This is a genomic window from Aminobacter ciceronei, assembly GCF_014138625.1.
GTDB lineage: Bacteria > Pseudomonadota > Alphaproteobacteria > Rhizobiales > Rhizobiaceae > Aminobacter > Aminobacter ciceronei.
In genome coordinates this window covers 255,235-277,230 of the sequence record NZ_JACJHY010000002.1, presented here as the reverse complement: position 1 = coordinate 277,230, position 21,996 = coordinate 255,235, and the positions used below count along the sequence as shown (strand labels likewise).

Genomic DNA, 21,996 nt, shown 5'->3' with positions numbered 1-21,996 from the left:
ATTAGCGACACCATGCGCGCATTGCAGCTCGTTGAGGACCGCCGGCTCGAGCAGGTCGACATCGCCCCGCCTTCCCCTCCCGGCCTCGGCGAAGTCACCTTGCGCATCAAGGCCGTGGCGCTCAACCACATCGACGTCTGGGGCTGGCGCGGCATGGCATTCGCCAAGCGCAAGATGCCACTGGTCATCGGCGCCGAGGCCTCCGGCGAGATCGATGAAGTCGGCCCCGGCGTCACCGGACTTACGCCCGGTCAGCTCGTGTCGATCTACGGCGCCCGCACCTGCGGGCTTTGCCGCCCCTGCCGCGAAGGCCGCGACAATCTCTGCGAGCACGTCTCGGGCGTGCACGGCTTCCACCTCGACGGTTTCGCCCAGGAAAAGATCAACCTTCCGGCGCGCCTGCTGGTGCCTGCACCTCCCGGTGTCGACGCCGTTGGTGCCGCGGTCGCGCCCGTCACCTTCGGCACTGTCGAGCACATGCTGTTCGACAACGCCAGACTTGAGCCAGGCGAGACGATCCTGGTCCACGCCGGCGGCTCGGGCATCGGTTCGGCCGCGATCCAGCTCGCCAAGAAGATGGGCTGCACCGTCATCACCACGGTCGGCTCCAACGACAAGATCGAGAAGGCCAAGGCGCTCGGCGCCGATCACGTCATCAACTATCGCGAAGACCGCTTCGAAGGCGTCGTCCGTAAGCTGACCAAGAAGAAGGGTGTCGACGTCGTTTTCGAGCATGTCGGCAAGGACACCTGGGCCGGCTCGATGTTCAGCCTCAAGCGCGGCGGCCGCCTCGTCACCTGTGGTTCGACCTCGGGTGTGTCGACCGAAATCAACCTGATGATGCTGTTCCAGCAGCAGCTCAAGCTGCTCGGCTCCTTTGGTTGTCGTATGGAAAACATGGCCAACGCCATGCAGAAGATGGCCGCCGGCCTAGTCAAGCCGATTATCGACACCGAAGTCGACTTTGCTTCCATCGACACCGCGCTGAAGCGGATGGAAGGTCGCGACGTGTTCGGCAAGATCATCCTGCGCATCGACTGAGTAGGACGCCAGCGAATTGCCCCGCAGGAAGGCCAGCAAGATCCCAAGCCCCACAATGATGCGCATCATGGGGCGGCTGCGCATGCTCAACTACTGGCTGGTGGCGCAGGTCGCCCTAGTAGCGCTCAAGCTGCTGCGCCTGCTGCCGGTCGACAAGGGGCTCAACTTCGCCGACCGCGCCGCCCGCACCGTCGGTCCGTGGTTTGGCCGTCACCGCGTGGCACTCTCCAACCTGCGCGCCGCCTATCCTGAGAAAAGCGAAGCCGAAATCGAAGCCATTGCCTTGGATATGTGGGGCAATATGGGCCGGCTTGGCGCTGAGTACATCTTTCTCGGGCAGATTTTCGACTACGATCCGGAGGCCGAGACGCCCGGTCGTATCGAAGTGACCGGCAACGACCATTTCCTCAAGATCGCCAGCGAGGACAAGCCCCACATCGTCTTCACCGGCCATCTCGGCAATTTCGAGCTGCTGCCGATCGCCGCTGCCACCTTCGGCATGAAGATCACGTCGCTGTTCCGCCCGCCAAACAACCCCTATCTGGCCGAGTACATCTTCTCGACACGTGCGTCGAACATGGGTGACCTGCTCGCCTCGCAGCGCGGCGCGTCCTTCGCACTCGCCGGCATTCTCGACCGTGGCGGCAATGTCGGCGTGCTCGTCGACCAGAAGTTCAAGCGCGGCCTCAGGACGACCTTCTTCGGCCGCGAATGCGAGACCAATCCGGTGCTCGCCATGCTCGCCCGCCATTATGACTGCGACGTCTATCCGGCGCATTGCATCCGCCTCCCCGGCGGGCGCTACAGGCTGACGATCGAAGATAAGCTGGCACTGCCGCGCCGCGACGATGGCGCCGTCGATGTCCAGGCCACCACACAGATGCTCAACGACACCGTCGAGCGCTGGATCCGCGAGGATCCGGGCCAGTGGATGTGGTTCCACAAGCGCTGGGGCTTGACCGAAGGCCGACGCCGCAAGGTCAACAAGTCGGGCAAGCTCTCGGCCGATAGCTGAAGCGCTATCCCTCGTAATAGGTCATGACCGCATGGCGGGCTTCCGCGAAAAACAGCCAGCGCTCGACGACAAGGCCGAGCGCATAGCAGAACACGGCCAGCACGGCAGCCGGCACGGCGGCCGACCCGCCGGCAAGGATCGCCACCAGCAGCAGCAGAACAGGCGCCAGCCCGCCAGACAGGATCGCCAGCCTGGACAGCTTGAGCGCGTGCTTGCGCGCGACCTTGAAGCCCATTTCACGGGTCAGGTAGTTCTCATTGACATGCGGCCGCTCGAACAGCCTGACATGGCCGATATGGCCAAGCCCGGTGGCGCTCTCGGGCGTCGAGAACGGCGCGAGTGTCCGCAGCCTTGTCCACCACTTTTGCTTGCAGATCCACGCCGCCACGACAAACAGGATGGCGATTGCGGCGCAAACCGGGCCGCGGCTGCCGGATGAATAACCGGCGACGGACGCGAGCAGGAAGCCCCCGGCTGCGGCGAACAGCAGGTAGCAAAGCGGCGTTAGCCCTGTATTCCAGGCCTGGATCGAGCGCAGCGAACCGTAGATCATCGCCGTGCAGTAGACCGTGGCGCCACACATGAGCGTGCCTGCCAGGCCCGCAACCGCGAGGTGACGCCCCTCGACGATCGCAAACCATGCCGTAACAGTCAGCGGCACGAAGCTGGCGATTGCCATCACGCCTTCGCGCGACAGCCAGCTCGAGCGCCATTGCGACAGCGCCCGCCATGCCCGTTGCGGGTTGCCGAGATGCAGCGTCGACGCCAACAGGCCGGCTGCGATCATTGCCAGCGCGCCGATGTGTGCAAGCTTGACCGACAGGGTCGAGGCGTCGAGCAGGCCAAGGCCGAGCACAGCCGCCAGGCCGTAGCCGAGCCCGGAAAGCGTGGTGAACACGATGATGGAGAAGGCGGGATGCATGGTTCAGATCCGGTCCAGCATGCCGTCGAGCCAGGCAAAGAACCCTTTGGCGTCGTGGGTGTTCTCAGCCAGCACGGCAGAACCGGCACTTGCGGCCAGCGGCTTGCGCGGCCGTGGCGGCAGGTACTTGTTGGTCGGGCGCGTGCCCTGCTCCGGCATCAGGTCGTAGCCGCCGCGCTCGGCCACCATGCGCGAGACCTCTGATGAGGCATCGCCGAGATCGCCGAAATGCCGGGCATTGGCCGGGCATGTCCGGACACAGGACGGCACCCGGTCGACCTCCTTGAGCGTCTCGTTGTAGATGCGGTCGACGCAGAGCGTGCATTTCTTCATCACCCCGGCGGCCAGATCCATCTCGCGCGCGCCATAGGCGCAGGACCAGGCGCACAGGCCACAGCCGATGCACTTGCTCTCGTCGACTAGCACGATGCCGTCTTCGGCGCGCTTGTAGGAGGCGCCTGTCGGACAGACGGTGACGCAGGGCGCGTCCTCGCAATGCAGACATGACTTGGGGAAATGCACGATGCGTGCCTCTCCCGCCTCGCCGATCACCTGCCCGCCCTCCGGCACGACCTCGAAGGTGTGGATGCGATTGAGGAAGGTGCCGGAGACATCGGCCCCATACGGGTCCTGGTCGGACAGCGCCGCGCCATAGCCGCCGGTATTCCACTCCTTGCAGCTGATGACGCAGGCATGGCAGCCGACGCAGACGTCGAGGTCGATGACCAGGCCAAGCTTCTTCGGTGTCGGCAGTGACGGCAGGCTGGTCATTCCGCCCACTCCTGGCCGTAGCGCAGCTCGTCAGCATGCGGACGTGCTCCGCCGGGTTGCGCGACGGCGGCAAGATGCGGCTCGCTGACCTCTGCCGGTTCGGCTTTCTCGATGCGCACGCGCAGATCGTACCACGCCGCCTGGCCGGTCACCGGATCCGAGTTCGACCAGCGCATCCCGTCGCCCTTCGGCGGTAGAAGTTCATGGATCAAGTGATTCATCAGGAAGCCTTTTTTGGCTTCTGGTGCATCCTTGTCGAGCGCCCAGGCGCCCGCGCGCTTGCCGATCGCATTCCATGTCCAGATCGTGCTCGAATTGACCGCTTCCATCCGCGCGACCTCGACCTTGATGCGGCCGTGATGCGAAATCACCCAGACCCAGTCGCCATCGACGAGCCCGATCTCGTCGCAGATCGGACCAGGCACATAGAGCGGGTTCCGTGTATGGATCTGCCTGAGCCAGGCATTCATCGAGCCCCAGGAATGGTACATCGCCGCCGGTCGCTGGGTGATGGCATGATAGGGATAGTCCTCTCGGCTGACCGCCGCCTCCTCGAACGGCCGATACCACATCGGCAGCGGATCGAAGGTTGCGAGGATGCGCTCACGATGCGTCTCGGGCGCCACCGGTTCACGCAGGCCTTCGGCCGAGAGCCGGAATTTCTGCAGTGATTCCTGGTAGAGCTGGAAGGTCACCGGCTTCGGCTCGTCGAAGAAGCCCATGCGCACGGCAAAATCCTGATAGGCCTTGTTGGCGTGCTTGAAGAACTGCGCTTCGAGCGGGATATGCGCTGAGAAGAACGAGCCGTTCTCGATGTAGCGATCGAGCTGGTTACGGTTGATCGCCCCGCGCCCGGCACGGTCGCCATTGCTGCCGCGGAAGCCGGCAAGCGGCCCGATGCCCGGCCGCCTTTCATGGCGCACGATATAGTCGGCATAGTCCGCATAGAGCGCCTTGCCGCGGCTGTCGACGAAACCGGGCAGCTTGAGCCGCGCGCCAAGGTCGATCAGCACGCTCTGGAAGCCGCGCACATCCCGATCCGGCTCTACCACCGGCCAACGGATGGCGTCCTGGACCGCATCCGGCTCGGAGATTGGCCGGTCGAGCAGCGAAATGCAGTCGTGCCGCTCGAGATAGGTCGTGTCGGGCAGCACCAGGTCGGCATAAGCGACCATTTCGGAGGAATAGGCGTCCGAATAGATGATCTTCGGGATGCGGTAGGCGCCCGTCGCGGGATCCTTGTCCTCGAGCATCCTGATGACGCCCGCGGTGTTCATCGACGAGTTCCACGCCATGTTGGCCATGTAGAGGAACATCAGATCGATCGGGTACGGATCGCCGGCATGGGCGTTGGCGATCACCATGTGCATCAGCCCATGGGCAGAAATCGGCGCATCCCAGGAAAACGCCTTGTCGATGCGCATCGGTTTGCCGTCGGCGTCGATCAGCAGATCTTCCGGCCCACGGGGAAAACCGAGATGCGGGCCGGACAAAGGCTTGTTGGAGCCGAAATGCTCGGCCTTGCCGTGCGGCGTCGGATGCGCCTCGATCGGCTTGGGATAAGGCGGCTCGAAGCGGAAGGCCCCGGGGCAGTCGACAGCGCCGATCAGCACCTGCAGCATGTGCAGGGCGCGCGCCGTCTGGAAGCCGTTCGAATGCGCCGAAAGCCCGCGCATGGCATGGAACGACACCGGACGCCCGACAAACGCCTCATGGCGCTCGCCATTCATGTCGGTCCAGGGTTGGTCGATCGTAATCGCCTCGTCGAAGGCGACGCGCGCGATCTCGGCAGCGAGGCCCCGGATGACGTCGGCGGCGACGCCGGTTTCCGCGGCGACCGCCTCCGGCGCATATTGCGGGTCGAGGTATTTTTCGGCGAGGAGTTGGAACGACGGCACCGCAAAGCGGCCGTCGGGCAGCTCGACACGCCCGGAAAGTGCGGCCCGCGCGCCTTTGCTGCCCAATGCCACGACCTGTTCGGTGACGGATTCGAAGATCTGCGGCTTGCCCTCGGCATCGCGGACGAAAAGTCCGTGCTCGGCGGTTCCGGGCGCATCGACGACCAGCCAGGTCGCGTTGGAATAGCGCACGATGTAGTCGACATCGATTTTCCGCGCTTTCAGCAGTTCATGTATGACGGCGAGGATCAGCAGGCCGTCGGTGCCGGGCCGGATGCCGATCCAGTTGTCGGCGACTGCCGAATAGCCGGTCCGCACCGGATTGACCGAGACGAAGCGCGCGCCGCGCTTCTTGAGCTTCGAAATGCCGATCTTGAGCGGGTTGGAATCGTGGTCCTCCGCCACGCCGAACATCACGAACAGCTTGGTGCGGTCCCAGTCGGGCGCGCCGAATTCCCAGAAGGCGCCGCCGATGGTCATGATGCCGGCGGCCGCCATGTTGACCGAGCAGAAGCCACCATGGGCGGCGTAGTTGGGCGTGCCGAACTGCTGGGCCCAGAAGCCGGTCAGCGACTGCGACTGGTCGCGGCCGGTGAAGAAGGCCAGCTTCTTCGGATCGGCATGGCGCACGCCGTCCAGCCAGCCGGTCGCCAGCTCCAGCGCATCGTCCCAGGAAATCTCCTTGAACTCACCCGAGCCGCGCGGCCCGGTCCTGAGCAGCGGCGCGCGCAGCCGCGCCGGCGCGTAGTGCTGCATGATGCCGGCCGAACCCTTGGCGCACAGAACGCCGCGATTGACCGGATGGTCCCGGTTGCCCTCTATGTAGCGGACCTTGCCGTCCTTGAGATGGACGTCGATGCCACAGCGGCAAGCGCACATGTAGCAGGTGGTCTTGCGGACCTCGTCGGAGACGGGTTCCGAAAGCGCTACATGCGGTTCTGACTTCATCCGGCGGCCTCCCTGAACAAGAGTCCTAGCGAGGCGGCGGCTGAAAGGAAATGCCCGAAAACGGCTCTCTACGGCAAAATTTGTCTATACCGAGACAACAACTTAGACCAGACGGCTAAAGTCACGCCAGAAATGAAAAGGCCGAGGAGCCCCCACTCCCCGGCCTTTTCGTAGGCACGTCGCCCCGAAACTCAGTTGGCGGTCACATTAGCACCGTCTTGATCGACAGCAATTCTTGAGCCGTTCAGTTCAAGCTCTTTCATCGCGGCATGAAGCAATTCTGCAACAGAAATGCTGATATCGGCGCAAATGGCATGTATGTTTCCGCCAGCAAACGCTAGTTGGTGACGACGATCCGCGTGTTGCTCGCACCGACTTCCCTGACCAGCGAATAGAACCTCGCGGCATTCGCCGTCTGCAGCCGGACGCAGCCATGTGATGCCGGACGGCCCAGTTGCCTGACCGCACCCGTGCCATGGATGGCATAGCCGCCATTGTAGAACACCGAATAGGGCATCGGCGAATTGTCGTATTTCTGCGAATACCACATCCGATGCAGGCGCTTCGGCCGCCAGCTGCCGCGTGGCGTGACATATCCCCTGCGTGCCGTCGAAACTGGCCATTGGTGGATCACCCGCCCGTCGAAGCTGACGGTCATGGTCTGCGTCGCGATACTGACCCGCGCGACAAGAACATCGGCAAGTGCCTGAGTTGGAACGCCAGCAAAGCCCAATGCGGCGACCATGAAGAAGAGAGCCCTGTACATTCTTCGCACACTCCCCAAACCGGCAGTATTTTCCCTGCCCACCGACGATGGGAGCACGAAAAGCTGTACGGTTGGTAAAACTGAACTCGGAAGATGAATGCAACCAGATCAGCAACCTGAGGTTGATGGCGTGAATTTTCGCCGACTTTCAGGTGGCCCAAGTCAGTGCCCCTCGCCGCCCCGTCTGGCCCAGTTGACTCGACCCGGTATGGGCATAGGCTGCCCGTCGCAGCTGGAGCCACGTTCCAAGATGCTCCAGCCGGATAACGTGCGGCCCACGGCGGACCGTCGCCCGGAGGATCTCAAAAATGCAACCATCCCAATATTTTAGCGGCATGAGCAGGCGAAACCTGCTGTCGTTGATCGGCCTCACGGCAGGCACTGCCGCGATGTACCAGGCGATGACCAGCCTCGGTCTCGCGGTTGAGTCAGGCTACAAGGGACCGGTGAAACTGGAGGGCGATCCGAAGGGCGCCAGCGTGCTTATCCTGGGTGCCGGCCTCGCCGGCATGACGGCCGCACTCGAGCTCCGGCAGGCCGGCTACAAGGTCAAGATTCTCGAATACAACAACAGATCGGGCGGGCGTAACTGGACGTTGCGCGGCGGCGACACCTACACCGAGCTCGGCGGCGCGACGCAGAAATGCGATTTCGACGAAGGCCTCTACATCAATCCCGGCCCGTGGCGAATCCCTTATCACCACAACGGTCTGCTCGCCTATTGCCGGCGCCTCGGCGTCACGCTGGAGCCGTTCCAGCAGCTCAACCACAACGCCTTCCTGCATTCGTCCAAGGCGTTCGGCGGCAAGCCGCAGCGCGTGCGCGACATCAAGATCGACTTCCAGGGCCATGTCTCCGAACTGCTCGCCAAGGTTGCCCACACCGGCAAGCTCGAAGGCGGCGTCACCAAGGAAGACCAGGAGATGCTGGTCGAGGCCCTGCGCTCCTGGGGTGCGCTCGACAAGGACTATGCCTACACCAAGAGCATAGCAAACTCCGAATTCCGCGGTTTCGCCAAGGATCCCGGCGGCGGCCTCGGGGCTGCCCCCGTGCCGAGCGATCCGATTGCGCTGACCGACATATTGAGCTCGGGCCTGTGGGGCAGCCTCGCCAATTTCGCCCTTTACGAGTTCCAGACGACGATGTTCCAGCCGGTTGGCGGCATCGACATGATCGGCAAGGCCTTCACCAAGGAGGTCGGCGACCTGATCACCTACAATGCCAAGGTGTCGAAGATCCATCAGGACGACAAGGGCGTCACCGTCACCTATGAGGACGTCCAGAAACCGGGCACGATGGCCGAGGAGAAGGCCGATTGGTGCATCTGTACCATTCCGCTGACCATTCTCAGCCAGATCGAGATCAATGTCGGCGCCCCGATGCAGGCGGCGATCGAAGCCGTGCCTTATGCCTCGTCGGTCAAGGTCGGCCTGCAGTTCAAGCGGCGTTTCTGGGAACAGGACGAGCTGATCTTCGGCGGCGTCAGCTACACCGACCTGCCGATCACCCAGATCTCCTATCCGAGCACCAGCTTCAACACCAACGGCAAGGGCGTGTTGCTCGGCGCCTACACCTGGAACGGGCCGCATTCCTATGAGTTCACCTCGATGGCGCCGGAGGAGCGCGTCAAGCGCGCCGTCGAATACGGAACGATGATCCACCCGCAATACAAGGACGAGTTCGAGAACGGCATCTCGATGGCCTGGCACCGCTCACCGTTTACGCTCGGCTGTGCCGGCGACTGGACCGAGGAAGCGCGCAAGGAGCACTACGACAATCTTTGCCAGATCGATGGCCGCATCGTGCTCGCCGGCGAACACGCCTCCTACATCCCGGCGTGGATGGAGGGGGCGATCCTGTCGTCGCTCGATGCGATCACTCGGCTGCACCAGCGCGTCGTGGCCGGATGACGGCCGCCGCCGCTCATCCTTCATCCTCATTTTTCGCAAGGCATGTCGACATGACCCAGCAATCGAAACTTTTAACCGGCCAAATCACCGCCGCCGTCATCTTCGCTACATTCCAGGCGAGTGCTGCCCTGGCCGACTCGGCCGGTGCAACCTTCAGCGATGGTGACAATTTCTCCGAAAAAACCGGCCAGGAACTCTACGCCAATGTCTGCCAGGCCTGCCACATGGACCAGGGCCAGGGCGCCGTCGGCGCCGGCAAATATCCGGCGCTCGCCAAGAACGAGAACCTGGAATCAGGCGGTTACCCCGTCTACGTCATCCTGCATGGCCAGAAGGGCATGCCGCCCGTCGGCAGCATGATGAGCGACGACCAGGTGGCCGCCGTGGTCAACTATGTCAGGACCAATTTCGGCAACGACTACAAGGATCCGGTGACGGCGGAAGACGTCGCCGGGGCACGCTGACGGATCGACGCCGGATTGGCCACCAGACGGCCTGGATCCACCAGGTTTGGAGCGCCAGCTCCAGCGACCGAAGCAGCCGGTGATCCTGCTGGCTGCTTCATTTCATGCGGCAAAAGGAGAAAGACATGACAACACTGCGGATCTGCGCCGCCACGCTCGTGGCCGGCCTGTTGCTCTCGGGCAGCGCGCTGGCTGAGGATGTGGTGCGCCACAAGAACCCCAATTCGGACTTTCCGATCGCCCAGGCCGTCGAAGTCCCCGCCGGCAAGACGACGGTCTATGTCAGCGGCGCCGTGCCCTCGGTCATCGACGAGAAGGCCGAGAAGGGCAGCCTTGCCGCCTATGGCGACACCAGAACGCAGACGGAATCGGTGCTGAAATCGATCGAAAAGACCCTCGAAGGGCTCGGCCTCAAGATGGGCGACGTGGTCAAGATGCAGGTCTTCCTCGTCGGTGATCCGGCACAGGGCGGCAAGATGGATTTTGCCGGCTTCATGGACAGCTACACCAAGTTTTTCGGCACCAAGGAACAACCGAACCTGCCGGCCCGCTCGGTGATGCAGGTCGCCGGCCTCGTCGCGCCCGGCTGGCTGATCGAGATCGAGGTCACCGCCGTCCGGCCGTGAGTGGTACGGTTTGCGCGGGTTGCCCCGAAACAGGCAGCCTGCGCGCTCGACAGCAGCTGACGGATGCGCAAGACTGGCAACAATCCGGGCAAGGTGAAGCCAGACAAAGTGAACAATGTCGACCGCATGTATGACAAGCTTTTCAAGATCATAGACGACCGTCGTGAAGAACTGGCGGAACTGACTGCGGAGCTGATCCGTTTTCCCACCATCAACCCGCCCGGCGACGCCTATCGCCCTTGCGCGGAATATCTCGGCAATCGCCTGGCCAAGCGCGGCTTCGGCGTCGAATACATCAGAGCCGAAGGCACGCCAGGCGACACCGATCGCTATCCGCGCATCAATGTCGTTGCCCGTTTCGACGGCCGGGTGGCCGGACCCACCGTCCATTTCAATTCCCATATCGACGTCGTCGAGGCGGGCGAAGGCTGGTCGGTTGATCCATTTGCCGGCACGATCCGCGACGGCCGCGTCTATGGCCGCGGCGCCTGCGACATGAAGGGCGGGCTGGCGGCCTCGATCATCGCCGCCGAAGCTTTCATGGACGCCAACCCGGATTTTCCCGGCGCCATCGAGATATCAGGCACCGTTGACGAGGAGTCGGGCGGTTTCGGCGGCGTCGCCTATCTCGCCGGCAAGGGGTATTTCTCCAGGCCCAGGGTCGACCACGTCATCATTCCCGAGCCGCTCAACAAGGACCGTATCTGCCTCGGTCATCGCGGCGTCTGGTGGGCGGAAATCGAGACCAAGGGCGAGATCGCACATGGCTCCATGCCGTTCCTCGGCGACTGCGCCGTCCGCCACATGGGGGCCGTGCTCGAAGCCTTCGAGCGGGAGTTGTTTCCCGCGCTCGACCGCAAGACGACGCGAATGCCGGTGGTGCCGGAAGGCGCCAGGCGCTCGACGATGAACATCAACTCGATCCATGGCGGCCAGACCGACGATTTTCGCCCCGGCCTGCCCTCGCCCAACGTGCCCGATTCCTGTCGCCTGACCATCGACCGTCGCTTCCTGCTGGAAGAAAACATCGTCGACGTCAAAGGCGAAGTCACCAGCATCCTTGACCGCCTGAAGAGCGAGCGGAAGAAGTTCGACTACGAGATCCGCGACATCATGGAGGTCCAGCCGCTGATGACCGAGCGCGATGCGCCGGTGGCGTCGGCCATTGCCAGGGGCATACGCGAGATCTTCGACAAGGAGCCAGAATATGTCATCTCGCCCGGTACCTATGACCAGAAGCACGTCGCCCGCATCGGCCATTTGTACGATTGCATCGCCTATGGCCCGGGTATTCTCGACCTCGCCCATCGGCCGGACGAATGGGTCGGCATCGACGACATGGTCCAGTCGGCGAAGGTGATGGCAATAGGCCTCGACATCTTGCTGCGCGGCCAGTTCAGCGGCTGAGCGGGCAAGCAACGGCTGTTGGGCCGTGAGAAAATCATTTCCGCAGCACTGCTGCAATTGCAACAAACGCGATTTACTCGGCCGGGAAATCACGCTTCTATCCGGCCCGTCGAAGTCGAAGCGGGGAGATCTGAGCATGAAGCAATGGAAAACCATACTGGCGGCCGCAGCGCTGGCGCTGGCCTCCGGCACCGCCGCGATGGCCGCCCGCACCGACCTCGTGCTCGGCATGCCCTTGGAGCCGCCACATCTCGACCCGACGGCAGGCGCAGCCGCCGCCATCGACGAAGTCTTCTACGCCAACGTCTTCGAAGGCCTGACCCGCATCGGTTCGCGCGGCGAGGTGCTGCCCGATCTGGCCGAGAGCTGGACGATTTCCGACGACGGCAAGACCTACACCTTCAAGCTGCGCTCCGGCGTGAAATTCCATGACGGCAGCGACTTCGACGCCTCCGACGTCAAGTTCTCGCTCGACCGCGCCCGTGGCGAAAGCTCGGTCAACGCGCAGAAAGGCCTGTTTGCGCCGATCGACACCATCGAGGTCGTCGATCCGGCCACCGTCAAGGTGACGCTCAAGAACCCGCTCGGCTCGTTCCTCTACAATCTCGGCTGGGGCGACGCGGTGATCGTTGCGCCGGAGAGCGCCGAGACCAACAAGGAAAAGCCTGTCGGCACCGGCCCTTTAAAGTTCCAGAACTGGGCCAAGGGCTCGTCGATCACGCTGGTCAAGGCCGATGGCTACTGGGGCGATCCGGTGGCGCTCGACAAGGCGGAGTTCCGCATCATCCCCGACGCCGCCGCCGCCATCCCTGCCCTGCTTTCGGGCGACGTGCAGGCGCTGCCCAACTTTGCGCTCGGCGATGCGCTCGCCCAGGTCAAGGCCGACCCGCGCTTCAAGGTGGTCATCGGCACCACCGAGGGTGAAACGGTGCTGTCGACCAACAACAAGAAGCCGCCCTTCGACAATCTCAAGGTGCGCCAGGCGATCGCACATGCCATCGACCGCAAGGCGCTGATCGACGGCGCGACCGGTGGCCTGGGCACGCCGATCGGCTCGCATTTCGCCCCGCACAACCCGGCCTATATCGACCTGACCGGCACCTATCCGCACGACATCGCCAAGGCCAAGGAACTGCTCAAGGAAGCGGGCCTCGCCGATGGCTTCAAGGCGACGCTCAAGCTGCCGCCGGTCGGTTACGCCCGCCAGGGCGGCGAAATCATCGCCTCGCAATTGCGCGAGATCGGCATCGACCTGCAGATCATCCCGGTCGAATGGGCCGACTGGCTCAAGCAGGTGTTCACCGACAAGGATTACGACCTGTCGATCGTCTCGCACACCGAGCCCAACGACATCGATATCTATGCCCGCAAGGACTACTACTTCAATTACGACAACCCGGCCTTCAACAAGGTCATCGACGAGCTCAACCTGACCTCCGACGAGGCCAAGCGCACCGAGCTCTACAAGCAGGCGCAGAAGATTCTCGCCGACGATGCCGTCAACGGCTTCCTGTTCGAACTGCCCAAGGTCGGCATCTGGGACGCCAAGGTCGAAGGCCTGTGGGAAAACTCGCCCATCCAGGCCAACGACCTCACCAAGGTGAAGTGGGCCGACTGATGACAAGGTGGCGCGCCTTCGGGTGCGCCACCACCCGCTTGGCGGAAGCACGGCATGTTGCCTGCCGATATGAAGGCACTCGCGACGAACTTCGTCGCCGTTATTTCTGGGAGCATCGCAAGAGTTCTGTGAACTGCGCTTCTCTGCAACCTTTGCGAGCTTTCGAAGCGGCATTTTCTCGGGCAGTTTGCGCTTGATGACGATCTATCTGCTCAAACGCCTGTTGATCGGAATTGCGACCCTCATCGTCGCCTCGCTCGTCGTGTTCCTGATGCTCGAGGTCGTCCCCGGAGATCCGGCCCGGCTGATGCTGGGCATGAACACCAGTGACGCGCAGGTCGACCTGCTGCGTGAGCAGATGGGGCTGAACCAGCCGCTGATCCTGCGCTATCTCGACTGGATCCGCGGCCTGCTCCGGCTGGATTTCGGCAAATCCTACACCTATTCGGTGCCGGTGATCGACCTGATCAGGGAGCGGCTTGTCGTCTCCTTCCCGCTTGCGGTGATCTCCCTGACGCTTTCGACACTCATTGCCATCCCCGTCGGCCTGTTCGCCGCCGCGCGCCGTGGCAAGGCTGGCGACACCGCTGCCATGGCCGTGGCACAGGTCGGCGTCGCCATGCCCAATTTCTGGTTCGCGCTGCTGCTTGTCTATGTTTTCGCCGTCTGGTTGCGGCTGGTGCCCGCCGGCGGCTTTCCCGGCTGGGGCAACGGCATCTGGCCGGCGCTCAAGGCGCTGATCCTGCCGGCGCTCGCCCTCGCCTTGCCGCAGGCGGCGATCCTGGCCCGCGTCACCCGCGCCGCCTTGATCGAGGTGCTCAACGAGGACTACATCCGCACGGCACGCGCCAAGGGCATGCCGATGCGCGCAGTGCTGTGGCGGCACGCGCTGCGCAACGCCATGATCCCGGTGCTGACCATCATGGGCCTGCAATTCGCCTTCCTGCTCGCCGGCACCATCATCATCGAAAATGTCTTCTATCTGCCGGGCCTGGGACGCCTTGTCTTCCAGGCGATCATCCAGCGCGACCTGATCGTCGTCGAAAGCGTGGTGATGCTGCTGGTCGCCGCCGTGGTGCTGGTCAACCTGATCGTCGATCTGTCCTATGCGCTGGTCGACCCGCGCCTGAGGGCACGGCAATGAACGAAGCGACACCTCACAGCGAAGGTTTCGGCGAATTCGTCGGCCGTGCGTTCGGCAACCGCTCTTTCGTCATCGGCCTCGTCATCGCCCTGGTCGTCGCTGCCATGGCGGCCATCTCGTTCTTCTGGACCCCCTTCGACGTCACCAGGCTCGTCGTCGCCGACCGCATGCAGCCGCCCTCCGCAGAGCACTGGTTCGGCACCGACCATTTCGGCCGCGACGTGCTGTCGATGATCATGATCGGGGCGCGCAACTCGATCGCCGTGGCGCTTGTCGCGGTCGTCATCGGCATGGGCATCGGCGTGCCGCTCGGCTGCTGGGCGGCAGCGCGTGGTGGCTGGGTCGACGAGGCGCTGATGCGCTTCAACGATCTCGTCTTCGCCTTTCCCGCATTGCTGTCGGCGATCATGATCACCGCTGTCTTCGGACCGAGCGCGATCAACGCCATCATCGCCATCGGCATCTTCAACATCCCGGTCTTCGCCCGCGTCGCGCGTGCCGGCGCGTTGTCGATCTGGCCGCGCGAATACATCCTTGCCGCCCGTGCCGCCGGCAAGAACAAGAGCCGCATCACCGTCGAGCATATCCTGCCCAACATCGCCAACCTGCTCCTGGTGCAAGGCACCATCCAGTTCGCGCTTGGTATCCTGGCCGAGGCCGCCCTGTCTTATGTCGGGCTCGGCACGCAGCCGCCGATGCCGAGCTGGGGACGCATGCTGTTCGACGCGCAGACGCTGATGATGGTGTCGCCATGGCTGGCGTTGTTCCCCGGCTGCGCGATCCTGATCACCGTGCTTGGGCTCAACCTGCTCGGCGACGGCATCTCAGATATCTTCGATCCGCGGTCGAGGCGTCGCCCATGAGCCTGCTCGAGATCGAAAAGCTGTCGCTCAGGATCGGCCGGACGCAGGTGCTGAAGGAGATCGACCTCGCCATCGAACCCGGCGAGGTGATGGGGCTCGTCGGAGAATCCGGGTCGGGAAAATCCATGACGGCACTTGCCGTCATGCGCCTCACGCCTGCGGCATCGCAGATGAAGGGGCGTGTCACCTTTGACGGCATCGACATTCTCTCTGCCACCGAGGCCCAGATGTGCGCGCTGCGCGGCGACGACATCGGCATGGTGTTCCAGGAGCCGATGACAGCGCTCAATCCGGTCAAGACGATCGGCGAGCAGGTCGCCGAAGGCATCAGGTGGCACACAAGGGCGAGCCGGGCCGAGGCCGAGGCGCAAGCGCGGAAAATCCTCGACCGGGTCGGCCTGCCGGAGCAGAAATTCCCGCTGTCGCGCTATCCGCACGAATTGTCCGGCGGCCAGCGGCAGCGCGTCGCCATCGCCATCGCCTGCGCGTTGAAGCCCAAACTGCTGATCGCCGACGAGCCGACGACCGCACTCGACGTCGTGCTGCAGGCGCAGATCCTCGACCTGCTCAAGGAACTGGTCCGCGAAAACCGGATGAGCCTGCTGTTCATCTCGCACGACCTCGCCGTCGTCACCGAAATGGCCGACCGGATCACCATCCTGCGCCAGGGCATGGTGACGGAGTGTGGCGACACCGCACGAACGCTGTCGGAGGCAACCCATCCCTACACCCGCCAGCTGGCTCTGGCCTCGATGCACGTGCCGGCCCGCGTCAGGCCTCATATCGACGAAACCGCACCCGACACCCTGCTCGACGTCGCCAATCTGACCAGGGACTATCCCGGCCGGCGACGGTCGCTGTTTTCGAAGCCGGAACCCGTCCGTGCCGTCGACAACGTCTCGCTCAAGATGAAGCCGGGTGCTTCGGTAGCGCTTGTCGGCCGCTCCGGTTGCGGCAAGTCGACCCTTGCGCGGATGATCCTTGCGCTCGACACCCCCACCGATGGAACCATCAAGTTTCGCGGCATGGACATTACCCGCGCCGACGAGACCGCCATGCGCCGCGCCCGCCGCAACATGCAGGTGGTGTTCCAGGACCCTTACGGCTCGTTCGACCCGCGTCACACCGTCGAGCGGCTTGTTGGCGAACCGCTGCATCTTCTCGAGCGCAAGCCAGACCGCAAGGAACGTCGCGACATGGTCGGTCGCGCCCTGCATGAAGTCGGCCTCAGCCGTTCCGACATGGAGAAATACCCGCACGAGTTTTCAGGCGGCCAGCGCCAGCGCCTGTCGATCGCCCGCGCCATCATCACCCGGCCCAAGCTGGTGGTGGCGGACGAGCCTGTGTCGGCGCTGGATGTCTCGATCCGCGCGCAAATCCTCGACCTGTTCGCCGAGATCAACCAGAAGCTGGGCGTGGCCTATCTCTTCATCACACACGACCTGACCGTCGCCCGCGCCATAACAGACGACGTTCTGATCATGCATGAAGGGCGGATCGTCGAGCGCGGCAAGACATCTGAAGTGCTGGACCATCCGCAGACGGAGGCCGCGCAGGCACTTGTCTCGGCAGCACCCGACCTGCACCGGGCAATCGCCCGGAGGCTGCAGGAACAGGGGTGAGCAGCCGGTTCGCTTAGCGAATTCATCGTGCCAGTGTACGATGAAAGGCTAGCGAACGCCGGGACGATGCGAAGCAGCGGGGACCCGGCGATCAAGCCTGGAAAAAAGCCTAAGTCGCCGGCTTCACCACATCGACGGGGCTGATGCCCAGCAAATCGAGCGTGCGGCGCAGGAGCTTGACCTCGTTTTCCGCCAGATGGGCGTCGGCCTTGGCGATCTCGGCCATGTGGCGGGCCAGTTGCCGGCGTCGTTCGACGTCGAGATCACGGAACATGGCGATGGCCTGCGAACCGTTGGTCTCGTAGCCGAACTCGTTGAGATATTCGATGACGCCATCGATGCTGCTCTCGGCGATGCCGAAGGCTTCGGTGCAGATCCGACGAAAGGCGATCATCTCGGCTTCACTGGCGACACCGTCGGCGAGGATCATCCGGAACAGCAGCAGCAGCTCGGCCGAAAGCACGGGGTCGTCGGCGACCTTGCGGACGCCGGGGTCGCCCTCGAACATGTTCAGAATTTGGGTCAGCAATCCTGTTACCATGCGAATCCCTTCCGTCGAGGCAACTGCAATTCCGATATAGAGCAATGCACGGCGAAAAACACTTGGCCCAATGGCTGGGCCAGCATTGCCGCCGACGCGCTATTGCGCAAGCGGGTGCGCTGTGGTCGAAGGCCTCATACTCCTGGACAGATCTCCGCACCGATGTTCGACATAGCCACAGAAACCTTGCTGATCCTGATCGTGGCTGCCTTCATCGCCGGCTTCATCGATTCCATAGCAGGCGGCGGCGGCCTGATCGCCATTCCGGCACTGCTGCTCGCCGGCCTACCGCCGCTCGAGGCGCTCGGCACCAACAAGCTGCAATCGCTGTTCGGCTCGGGCTCCGCCACCATCAGCTACGCCGCCAAAGGCCATGTCGACCTGCGCAAGCAATTGCCGTTCGCAGCCATTTCATTCGTCGGCGCGATGCTCGGAGCCATGCTGGCGACGGTCCTGCCCGGCGACATCCTGCGCATCTTTCTGCCGTTCCTGCTGATCACGATTGCGCTGTACTTCGCGTTCAAGCCCAACATGGATGACGTCGATCGCGTCGAACGCCTGCCGCCCCTGCTGTTCGGACTGACAGTGGTGCCGCTGATCGGCTTTTATGACGGCGTGTTCGGCCCCGGCGCCGGCTCGTTCTTCATGCTCGCCTTCGTCACCCTGGCCGGCTACGGCGTGCTCAAGGCCACCGCCCATACCAAGCTGCTCAACTTCGCCTCCAATGTCGGCAGCTTCATTGCCTTCGCGCTTGTCGGCGTGGTTGCCTGGAAGATCGGGGTGCTGATGGGCATTGCCCAGTTCCTCGGCGCCCGGCTTGGCGCCCACATGGCAATGCGCAACGGCGCAAAGCTGATCAAGCCGCTGCTGGTCTGCACCTGCGTCGCACTGGCCATCCGCCTGCTCATCGACCCCACCAACCCGCTGCGCGTGATGATCGGCCTGTGACGGCGTTTTGACCGTCTGCCCCCTGGCTGATATCGTCCGTTTGCCCCGGCGGAGCCATGACATGGCAAGCGGCCAACGCGACGAGACACCTGATGAGCCTGCCCCGGCGCAGTTCGAGTTCGTGCGGCGCACGCCTTCGCCACAGCTCGCCGGCATCGTCACCAAACTCATCGGTTTTCGCGAACTTGTCCCTGTCTATGTCAGGCAGACCGAGGTCGCTTCGCTGCATGTTCCGCTGATCATCAGTTTCGGTGAAGCCTTCGCCATCGGCCTGAGCCGGGCACCCCGAGACAATGACCGCTTCGCAAGCTTTGCCGCTGGCATCCACGCCGGACCGGTGATCATCGATTCCTTTGGCCGGGCCTGCTGCATCCAGGTCAATTTCACGCCGCTTGGCGCAAGGCGCTTCTTCAGCCTGCCGATGAGCAAGCTTGCCGACCGCATGGTGCCTTTCGACGAGGTGCTCGGCAGCGCCGGCCACCGGCTTCGAGAACGGCTTGGCGATGAAACCGACTGGCATCGGCGGCTCGACATGACCGAGGCTTTCATCATCGAACGGCTGACGAGGATGCCGGCTATCTCCGATGAAATCGGCTGGGCCCTGGCAACGATCGTCGCCAGCGGCGGCCGGGCCCGTGTCGCATCCATCGCCGACGAGATCGGCTGGAGCCGCAAGCACCTGGCCGCCCGCTTCGCCGACCAGGTCGGCGTCGGGCCGAAATCCATCGCGCGCATCGCAAGGTTCAATCGCGCCGCAAACCTGTCAAAACGGGCGGATCGCACAAGCTGGGCCGATCTTGCCGTTGAGTGCGGATATGCCGATCAGGCCCACATGGTGCGCGAGTTCCGCGCGCTTGCCGGCGCCACACCGACCGGGCTCGACTGAGCCGGTTACATTTGTTCAATACCGCCATCAGGCACGCGGCCACACTGGGTGATCGTTCAACGCCACAGGAGGCGCCAGATGCCTACCCCGGAAGCTCCCCGCATATTCCCGACGCTGCGCTACGCCAATGCTGCCGCCATGATTGACTGGCTCGCAACAGCCTTCGGCTTTCTCGTCCATGCCAAATACATGGACGGCGCCGACGTCGGTCACGCCGAACTCGCGCTCGGATCGTCGATGATCATGATCGGGTCGTCTCGCGCCGACGCCTTCGGCGCCATCGTTGGCGAACCCGGCCACAATGGCGGCAAGGCCATCTATCTGGCGGTCGAAGATGTCGACGTCGTCCATGCCAGGGCCAAGGCGGCAGGCGCCGACATCGTCCAGCAACTCACCGATCGCGCTTACGGCAGCCGCGAGTTCATCTGCCGCGACCCCGAGGGCAATGTCTGGAGTGTCGGCACCTACTGGCCGAAAGCAGGCGAACCGGCCGCCTGATGGACTTCAACGCGCGGCAGCAAAAATCGCGTCGCAGTCGAGGTGGCGTTCGAGCTGTTCGGCAATCTCGTCGAGGGCGCGCTCGACTTCGGCGCGGTAGTCGATGCCGCCGCCCCTGATGCCAAGACTTTCGAGGAACCGCCCGCGGAAACCGTCGGCGCCGAACAGGCCGTGCATATAGGTGCCGAACACCTTGCCGTCGGCCGAGGTCGCACCATCGTCGACGCCATTGATGACGGCTGTCGGCCTGACGCAATCGGCGCCCGTGGTCTTGCCCAGGTGTATTTCGTAGCCGGACAGTGGCTCGCCATAGCGCACCGAGCGCGCCTCGACATTGCGCACGGTCTTTTCCGGCGCCATCACCGTCTCGACGTCGAGCAGGCCGAGACCTTCGGCGCGCGTAACGCTGCCTTCGATGCCCAGCGGGTCGTGCACGATACGGCCGAGCATCTGGTAGCCGCCGCAGATGCCGACGACATGACCGCCTCGCCGGCGATGTGCCTCGAGATCGCGGTCCCAGCCATTGTCGCGGAACAGCAGCAGGTCGCCGATCGTCGATTTCGACCCCGGAATGACCACCAGCCCGGCATCCTCGGGCAGCCGCTGCCCCGGCGGCACGAACACCACTTCGACCTGCGGTTCGGCACGCAACGGGTCGAGATCGTCGAAATTGGCTATGCGGCCGAGCATCGGCACGGCAACCTTGAGCGCCCGCTCTTCCCCGCCGGCCAGCCTTTCGAGGATCACCGAATCCTCCGAAGGCAGCAGCGCCGCCGCCTTGAGCCACGGCACGACGCCGAAGCAGGGCCAGCCGGTGAAATGCCCGATTGCCTTGATGCCGTCGTCGAACAGGCTGGCATCGCCGCGGAACTTGTTGATCAGATAGCCGACGATCATGCGCCGATCGTCTTCCGGCAGGATCAGATGCGTGCCGGCAACCGAGGCGATGACCCCGCCGCGATCGATATCGCCGACGAGGATGACGGGCACACCAGCGCGGGTGGCGAAGCCCATATTGGCGATGTCGCGCGGACGAAGATTGATCTCGGCGGGCGAGCCGGCGCCCTCGACGACGATCAGCTCGGCGCCCTCGCCCAGTGTCTGCCAGGAATCGAGCACCGCGCCCATCAGCTTGGGCTTCAGTTCCTGATAATCGCGCGCCTTGGCGTAACCGAAGACCTTGCCCTGCACCACGACCTGGCTGCCGATGTCGCTCTGCGGCTTGAGCAGCACCGGGTTCATGTGGATCGACGGCTTGACCCCGCAGGCTATCGCCTGAAGCCACTGCGCGCGGCCTATCTCGCCGCCGCCTGCCGCGCCGGAAATGTCGGCGACCGCGGCATTGTTCGACATGTTCTGCGGCTTGAATGGCCGCACCTGCATGCCGCGATTGCGCGCCGCCCGGCAAAGGCCGGCCACCAGCACTGTTTTGCCGACATCCGAGCCGGTGCCCTGGAGCATGATCGCCTTGGCCATGGTTCAGGCCCTTACGCCAGCGGCTGTTCCTGAAACCGTCGACCTGGCCGCCAGCGGCCCGCCGCGCCAGAGATAGAGCGCGAGCAGCGGCTCGCCGCCGGTGCGCATGGCGTGGTTCACATTGGCGGCGTGGTGGATCACTTCGCCTGCATCGCGCGGGCCGAACGGCGCATCGCCCATTCGCCACGCCGTGCCGCCGGTCAGCGGGATGTAGATCTCTTCGGCAAGGTGGTGGTGGTCGGGATATTCGACATCAGGGCCAAGCACGAGGAAGCCGCCCGCCACCGTGTCGTTGGCATAGTGGCCGCGCGTGCCGAACATCTCCGCCCAGCCGTAATTGTAGAGGAAGCGCTGCCCGAAATCCGCTGCCGTGTAGGTCTGCCCCCAGTGCAGTTCGCCGCGATGCCGCGCCACAAGCTCAGCCAAGGGACGGCAACCGGCAGGCGCCAATTCGACGGCGCGGTCGAGAAGGCGTGCGCACGCGACAGCATGCGGCCTCAACGGACGCGCGGGCATGTCCCAGTCGATGTCGCCGAGGAATTCGCCTACTGGCGCCACCGAATCGGTTGCCTCGAGAAAGCCTCTGAAGGCCTGCAGCAGCCCATCAAAATTTGTCGCCACGTTCGTTCTCG

At 63.8% G+C, this 21,996-nt stretch carries 20 protein-coding genes; 13 read left to right on the top strand and 7 right to left on the bottom strand.

The window, feature by feature from the left end; translation table 11 throughout:
• Window positions 1-12: 12 nt before the first annotated feature.
• Together HNQ95_RS03480 and HNQ95_RS03475 are read left to right on the top strand one after the other, a co-directional pair.
• Window positions 13-1,041, top strand: a complete 1,029-nt coding sequence (locus HNQ95_RS03480) for a zinc-binding dehydrogenase (RefSeq protein WP_182573391.1) — start codon at window positions 13-15, stop codon at window positions 1,039-1,041.
• A 55-nt stretch (window positions 1,042-1,096) separates the two neighbouring features.
• Window positions 1,097-2,056: a lipid A biosynthesis lauroyl acyltransferase gene (locus HNQ95_RS03475; RefSeq protein WP_182573523.1), complete on the top strand. Its 960-nt coding sequence runs from the start codon at window positions 1,097-1,099 to the stop codon at window positions 2,054-2,056.
• 4 nt (window positions 2,057-2,060) lie between these two features.
• Here HNQ95_RS03475 and HNQ95_RS03470 read toward each other — a convergent pair whose 3' ends face one another.
• The 4 genes from HNQ95_RS03470 to HNQ95_RS03455 form a co-directional block, all read right to left on the bottom strand.
• Window positions 2,061-2,978, bottom strand: a complete 918-nt coding sequence (locus tag HNQ95_RS03470; RefSeq protein ID WP_154383933.1) for a dimethyl sulfoxide reductase anchor subunit family protein — start codon at window positions 2,976-2,978, stop codon at window positions 2,061-2,063.
• 3 nt (window positions 2,979-2,981) lie between these two features.
• Window positions 2,982-3,749, bottom strand: coding sequence for a 4Fe-4S dicluster domain-containing protein (locus tag HNQ95_RS03465; protein WP_154383932.1), 768 nt, complete (start codon window positions 3,747-3,749; stop codon window positions 2,982-2,984).
• Window positions 3,746-6,595, bottom strand: coding sequence for a molybdopterin oxidoreductase family protein (locus HNQ95_RS03460; RefSeq protein WP_067961069.1), 2,850 nt, complete (start codon window positions 6,593-6,595; stop codon window positions 3,746-3,748). The genes HNQ95_RS03465 and HNQ95_RS03460 overlap by 4 nt, the downstream gene beginning before the upstream one ends.
• 337 nt (window positions 6,596-6,932) lie before the next feature.
• Window positions 6,933-7,361 (bottom strand): L,D-transpeptidase, encoded by a 429-nt coding sequence (locus HNQ95_RS03455; RefSeq protein WP_083948557.1) that lies wholly within the window; start codon window positions 7,359-7,361, stop codon window positions 6,933-6,935.
• Window positions 7,362-7,696: 335 nt separating this feature from the next.
• Between HNQ95_RS03455 and HNQ95_RS03450 the strand changes: the two genes are divergently transcribed.
• The 8 genes from HNQ95_RS03450 to HNQ95_RS03415 all read left to right on the top strand — a co-directional run bounded on the left by HNQ95_RS03450 (window position 7,697) and on the right by HNQ95_RS03415 (window position 17,015).
• A complete protein-coding gene (locus HNQ95_RS03450; RefSeq protein ID WP_067961066.1) occupies window positions 7,697-9,271 on the top strand; it encodes a flavin monoamine oxidase family protein in 1,575 nt (524 codons plus the stop codon).
• A 50-nt stretch (window positions 9,272-9,321) separates the two neighbouring features.
• Entirely contained in the window at window positions 9,322-9,735 is a 414-nt protein-coding gene (locus HNQ95_RS03445) for a c-type cytochrome (RefSeq protein WP_246340539.1), read from the top strand.
• 125 nt (window positions 9,736-9,860) lie between these two features.
• The gene (locus HNQ95_RS03440; RefSeq protein WP_067966382.1) at window positions 9,861-10,361 is read left to right on the top strand and encodes a RidA family protein; all 501 of its coding nucleotides are present in this window, start codon (window positions 9,861-9,863) and stop codon (window positions 10,359-10,361) included.
• 126 nt (window positions 10,362-10,487) lie between these two features.
• Window positions 10,488-11,768 carry an acetylornithine deacetylase/succinyl-diaminopimelate desuccinylase family protein gene (locus tag HNQ95_RS03435; protein WP_067966379.1) on the top strand — a complete coding sequence of 427 codons (1,281 nt, stop codon included), beginning with the start codon at window positions 10,488-10,490 and terminating at the stop codon, window positions 11,766-11,768.
• Between the two features lie 136 nt (window positions 11,769-11,904).
• Entirely contained in the window at window positions 11,905-13,386 is a 1,482-nt protein-coding gene (locus HNQ95_RS03430; RefSeq protein WP_067961064.1) for an ABC transporter substrate-binding protein, read from the top strand.
• A gap of 196 nt (window positions 13,387-13,582) precedes the next feature.
• On the top strand, window positions 13,583-14,530 hold the full coding sequence (locus HNQ95_RS03425; protein WP_067961060.1) for an ABC transporter permease: 948 nt from the start codon (window positions 13,583-13,585) through the stop codon (window positions 14,528-14,530).
• Window positions 14,527-15,393 (top strand): ABC transporter permease, encoded by an 867-nt coding sequence (locus HNQ95_RS03420; protein ID WP_067961057.1) that lies wholly within the window; start codon window positions 14,527-14,529, stop codon window positions 15,391-15,393. The genes HNQ95_RS03425 and HNQ95_RS03420 overlap by 4 nt, the downstream gene beginning before the upstream one ends.
• Window positions 15,390-17,015: an ABC transporter ATP-binding protein gene (locus HNQ95_RS03415; protein ID WP_182573392.1), complete on the top strand. Its 1,626-nt coding sequence runs from the start codon at window positions 15,390-15,392 to the stop codon at window positions 17,013-17,015. Before HNQ95_RS03420 ends, HNQ95_RS03415 begins: the two co-directional genes overlap by 4 nt.
• Window positions 17,016-17,124: 109 nt before the next feature.
• On the opposite strand, the gene HNQ95_RS03410 is transcribed toward HNQ95_RS03415, so the two are convergent.
• The gene (locus tag HNQ95_RS03410; RefSeq protein ID WP_067961052.1) at window positions 17,125-17,556 is read right to left on the bottom strand and encodes a tellurite resistance TerB family protein; all 432 of its coding nucleotides are present in this window, start codon (window positions 17,554-17,556) and stop codon (window positions 17,125-17,127) included.
• A gap of 162 nt (window positions 17,557-17,718) precedes the next feature.
• Here HNQ95_RS03410 and HNQ95_RS03405 point away from each other — a divergent pair, with 162 nt between their 5' ends.
• The 3 genes from HNQ95_RS03405 (at window position 17,719) to HNQ95_RS03395 (ending at window position 19,888) form a co-directional block, all read left to right on the top strand.
• Window positions 17,719-18,504 carry a TSUP family transporter gene (locus tag HNQ95_RS03405; RefSeq protein WP_067961049.1) on the top strand — a complete coding sequence of 262 codons (786 nt, stop codon included), beginning with the start codon at window positions 17,719-17,721 and terminating at the stop codon, window positions 18,502-18,504.
• A gap of 61 nt (window positions 18,505-18,565) precedes the next feature.
• Window positions 18,566-19,390, top strand: coding sequence for a helix-turn-helix domain-containing protein (locus HNQ95_RS03400; RefSeq protein ID WP_067961041.1), 825 nt, complete (start codon window positions 18,566-18,568; stop codon window positions 19,388-19,390).
• A gap of 78 nt (window positions 19,391-19,468) precedes the next feature.
• Entirely contained in the window at window positions 19,469-19,888 is a 420-nt protein-coding gene (locus tag HNQ95_RS03395; protein ID WP_067966378.1) for a VOC family protein, read from the top strand.
• Window positions 19,889-19,894: 6 nt separating this feature from the next.
• Here HNQ95_RS03395 and HNQ95_RS03390 read toward each other — a convergent pair whose 3' ends face one another.
• On the bottom strand, window positions 19,895-21,364 hold the full coding sequence (locus HNQ95_RS03390) for a cobyric acid synthase (RefSeq protein ID WP_067961039.1): 1,470 nt from the start codon (window positions 21,362-21,364) through the stop codon (window positions 19,895-19,897).
• 3 nt (window positions 21,365-21,367) lie between these two features.
• Complete coding sequence (locus HNQ95_RS03385) at window positions 21,368-21,985, bottom strand: dimethylsulfonioproprionate lyase family protein (protein ID WP_067961030.1); 618 nt, start codon at window positions 21,983-21,985, stop codon at window positions 21,368-21,370.
• Window positions 21,986-21,996 lie beyond the last annotated feature (11 nt).

Coding starts and splice junctions, on each gene's coding strand:
- HNQ95_RS03480 (WP_182573391.1), top strand. CDS start 13: ATGCGCGCATTGCAGCTCGTTGAGGACCGCCGGCTCGAGCAGGTCGAC.
- HNQ95_RS03475 (WP_182573523.1), top strand. CDS start 1,097: ATGATGCGCATCATGGGGCGGCTGCGCATGCTCAACTACTGGCTGGTG.
- HNQ95_RS03470 (WP_154383933.1), bottom strand. CDS start 2,978: ATGCATCCCGCCTTCTCCATCATCGTGTTCACCACGCTTTCCGGGCTC.
- HNQ95_RS03465 (WP_154383932.1), bottom strand. CDS start 3,749: ATGACCAGCCTGCCGTCACTGCCGACACCGAAGAAGCTTGGCCTGGTC.
- HNQ95_RS03460 (WP_067961069.1), bottom strand. CDS start 6,595: ATGAAGTCAGAACCGCATGTAGCGCTTTCGGAACCCGTCTCCGACGAG.
- HNQ95_RS03455 (WP_083948557.1), bottom strand. CDS start 7,361: ATGTACAGGGCTCTCTTCTTCATGGTCGCCGCATTGGGCTTTGCTGGC.
- HNQ95_RS03450 (WP_067961066.1), top strand. CDS start 7,697: ATGAGCAGGCGAAACCTGCTGTCGTTGATCGGCCTCACGGCAGGCACT.
- HNQ95_RS03445 (WP_246340539.1), top strand. CDS start 9,322: ATGACCCAGCAATCGAAACTTTTAACCGGCCAAATCACCGCCGCCGTC.
- HNQ95_RS03440 (WP_067966382.1), top strand. CDS start 9,861: ATGACAACACTGCGGATCTGCGCCGCCACGCTCGTGGCCGGCCTGTTG.
- HNQ95_RS03435 (WP_067966379.1), top strand. CDS start 10,488: ATGTATGACAAGCTTTTCAAGATCATAGACGACCGTCGTGAAGAACTG.
- HNQ95_RS03430 (WP_067961064.1), top strand. CDS start 11,905: ATGAAGCAATGGAAAACCATACTGGCGGCCGCAGCGCTGGCGCTGGCC.
- HNQ95_RS03425 (WP_067961060.1), top strand. CDS start 13,583: ATGACGATCTATCTGCTCAAACGCCTGTTGATCGGAATTGCGACCCTC.
- HNQ95_RS03420 (WP_067961057.1), top strand. CDS start 14,527: ATGAACGAAGCGACACCTCACAGCGAAGGTTTCGGCGAATTCGTCGGC.
- HNQ95_RS03415 (WP_182573392.1), top strand. CDS start 15,390: ATGAGCCTGCTCGAGATCGAAAAGCTGTCGCTCAGGATCGGCCGGACG.
- HNQ95_RS03410 (WP_067961052.1), bottom strand. CDS start 17,556: ATGGTAACAGGATTGCTGACCCAAATTCTGAACATGTTCGAGGGCGAC.
- HNQ95_RS03405 (WP_067961049.1), top strand. CDS start 17,719: ATGTTCGACATAGCCACAGAAACCTTGCTGATCCTGATCGTGGCTGCC.
- HNQ95_RS03400 (WP_067961041.1), top strand. CDS start 18,566: ATGGCAAGCGGCCAACGCGACGAGACACCTGATGAGCCTGCCCCGGCG.
- HNQ95_RS03395 (WP_067966378.1), top strand. CDS start 19,469: ATGCCTACCCCGGAAGCTCCCCGCATATTCCCGACGCTGCGCTACGCC.
- HNQ95_RS03390 (WP_067961039.1), bottom strand. CDS start 21,364: ATGGCCAAGGCGATCATGCTCCAGGGCACCGGCTCGGATGTCGGCAAA.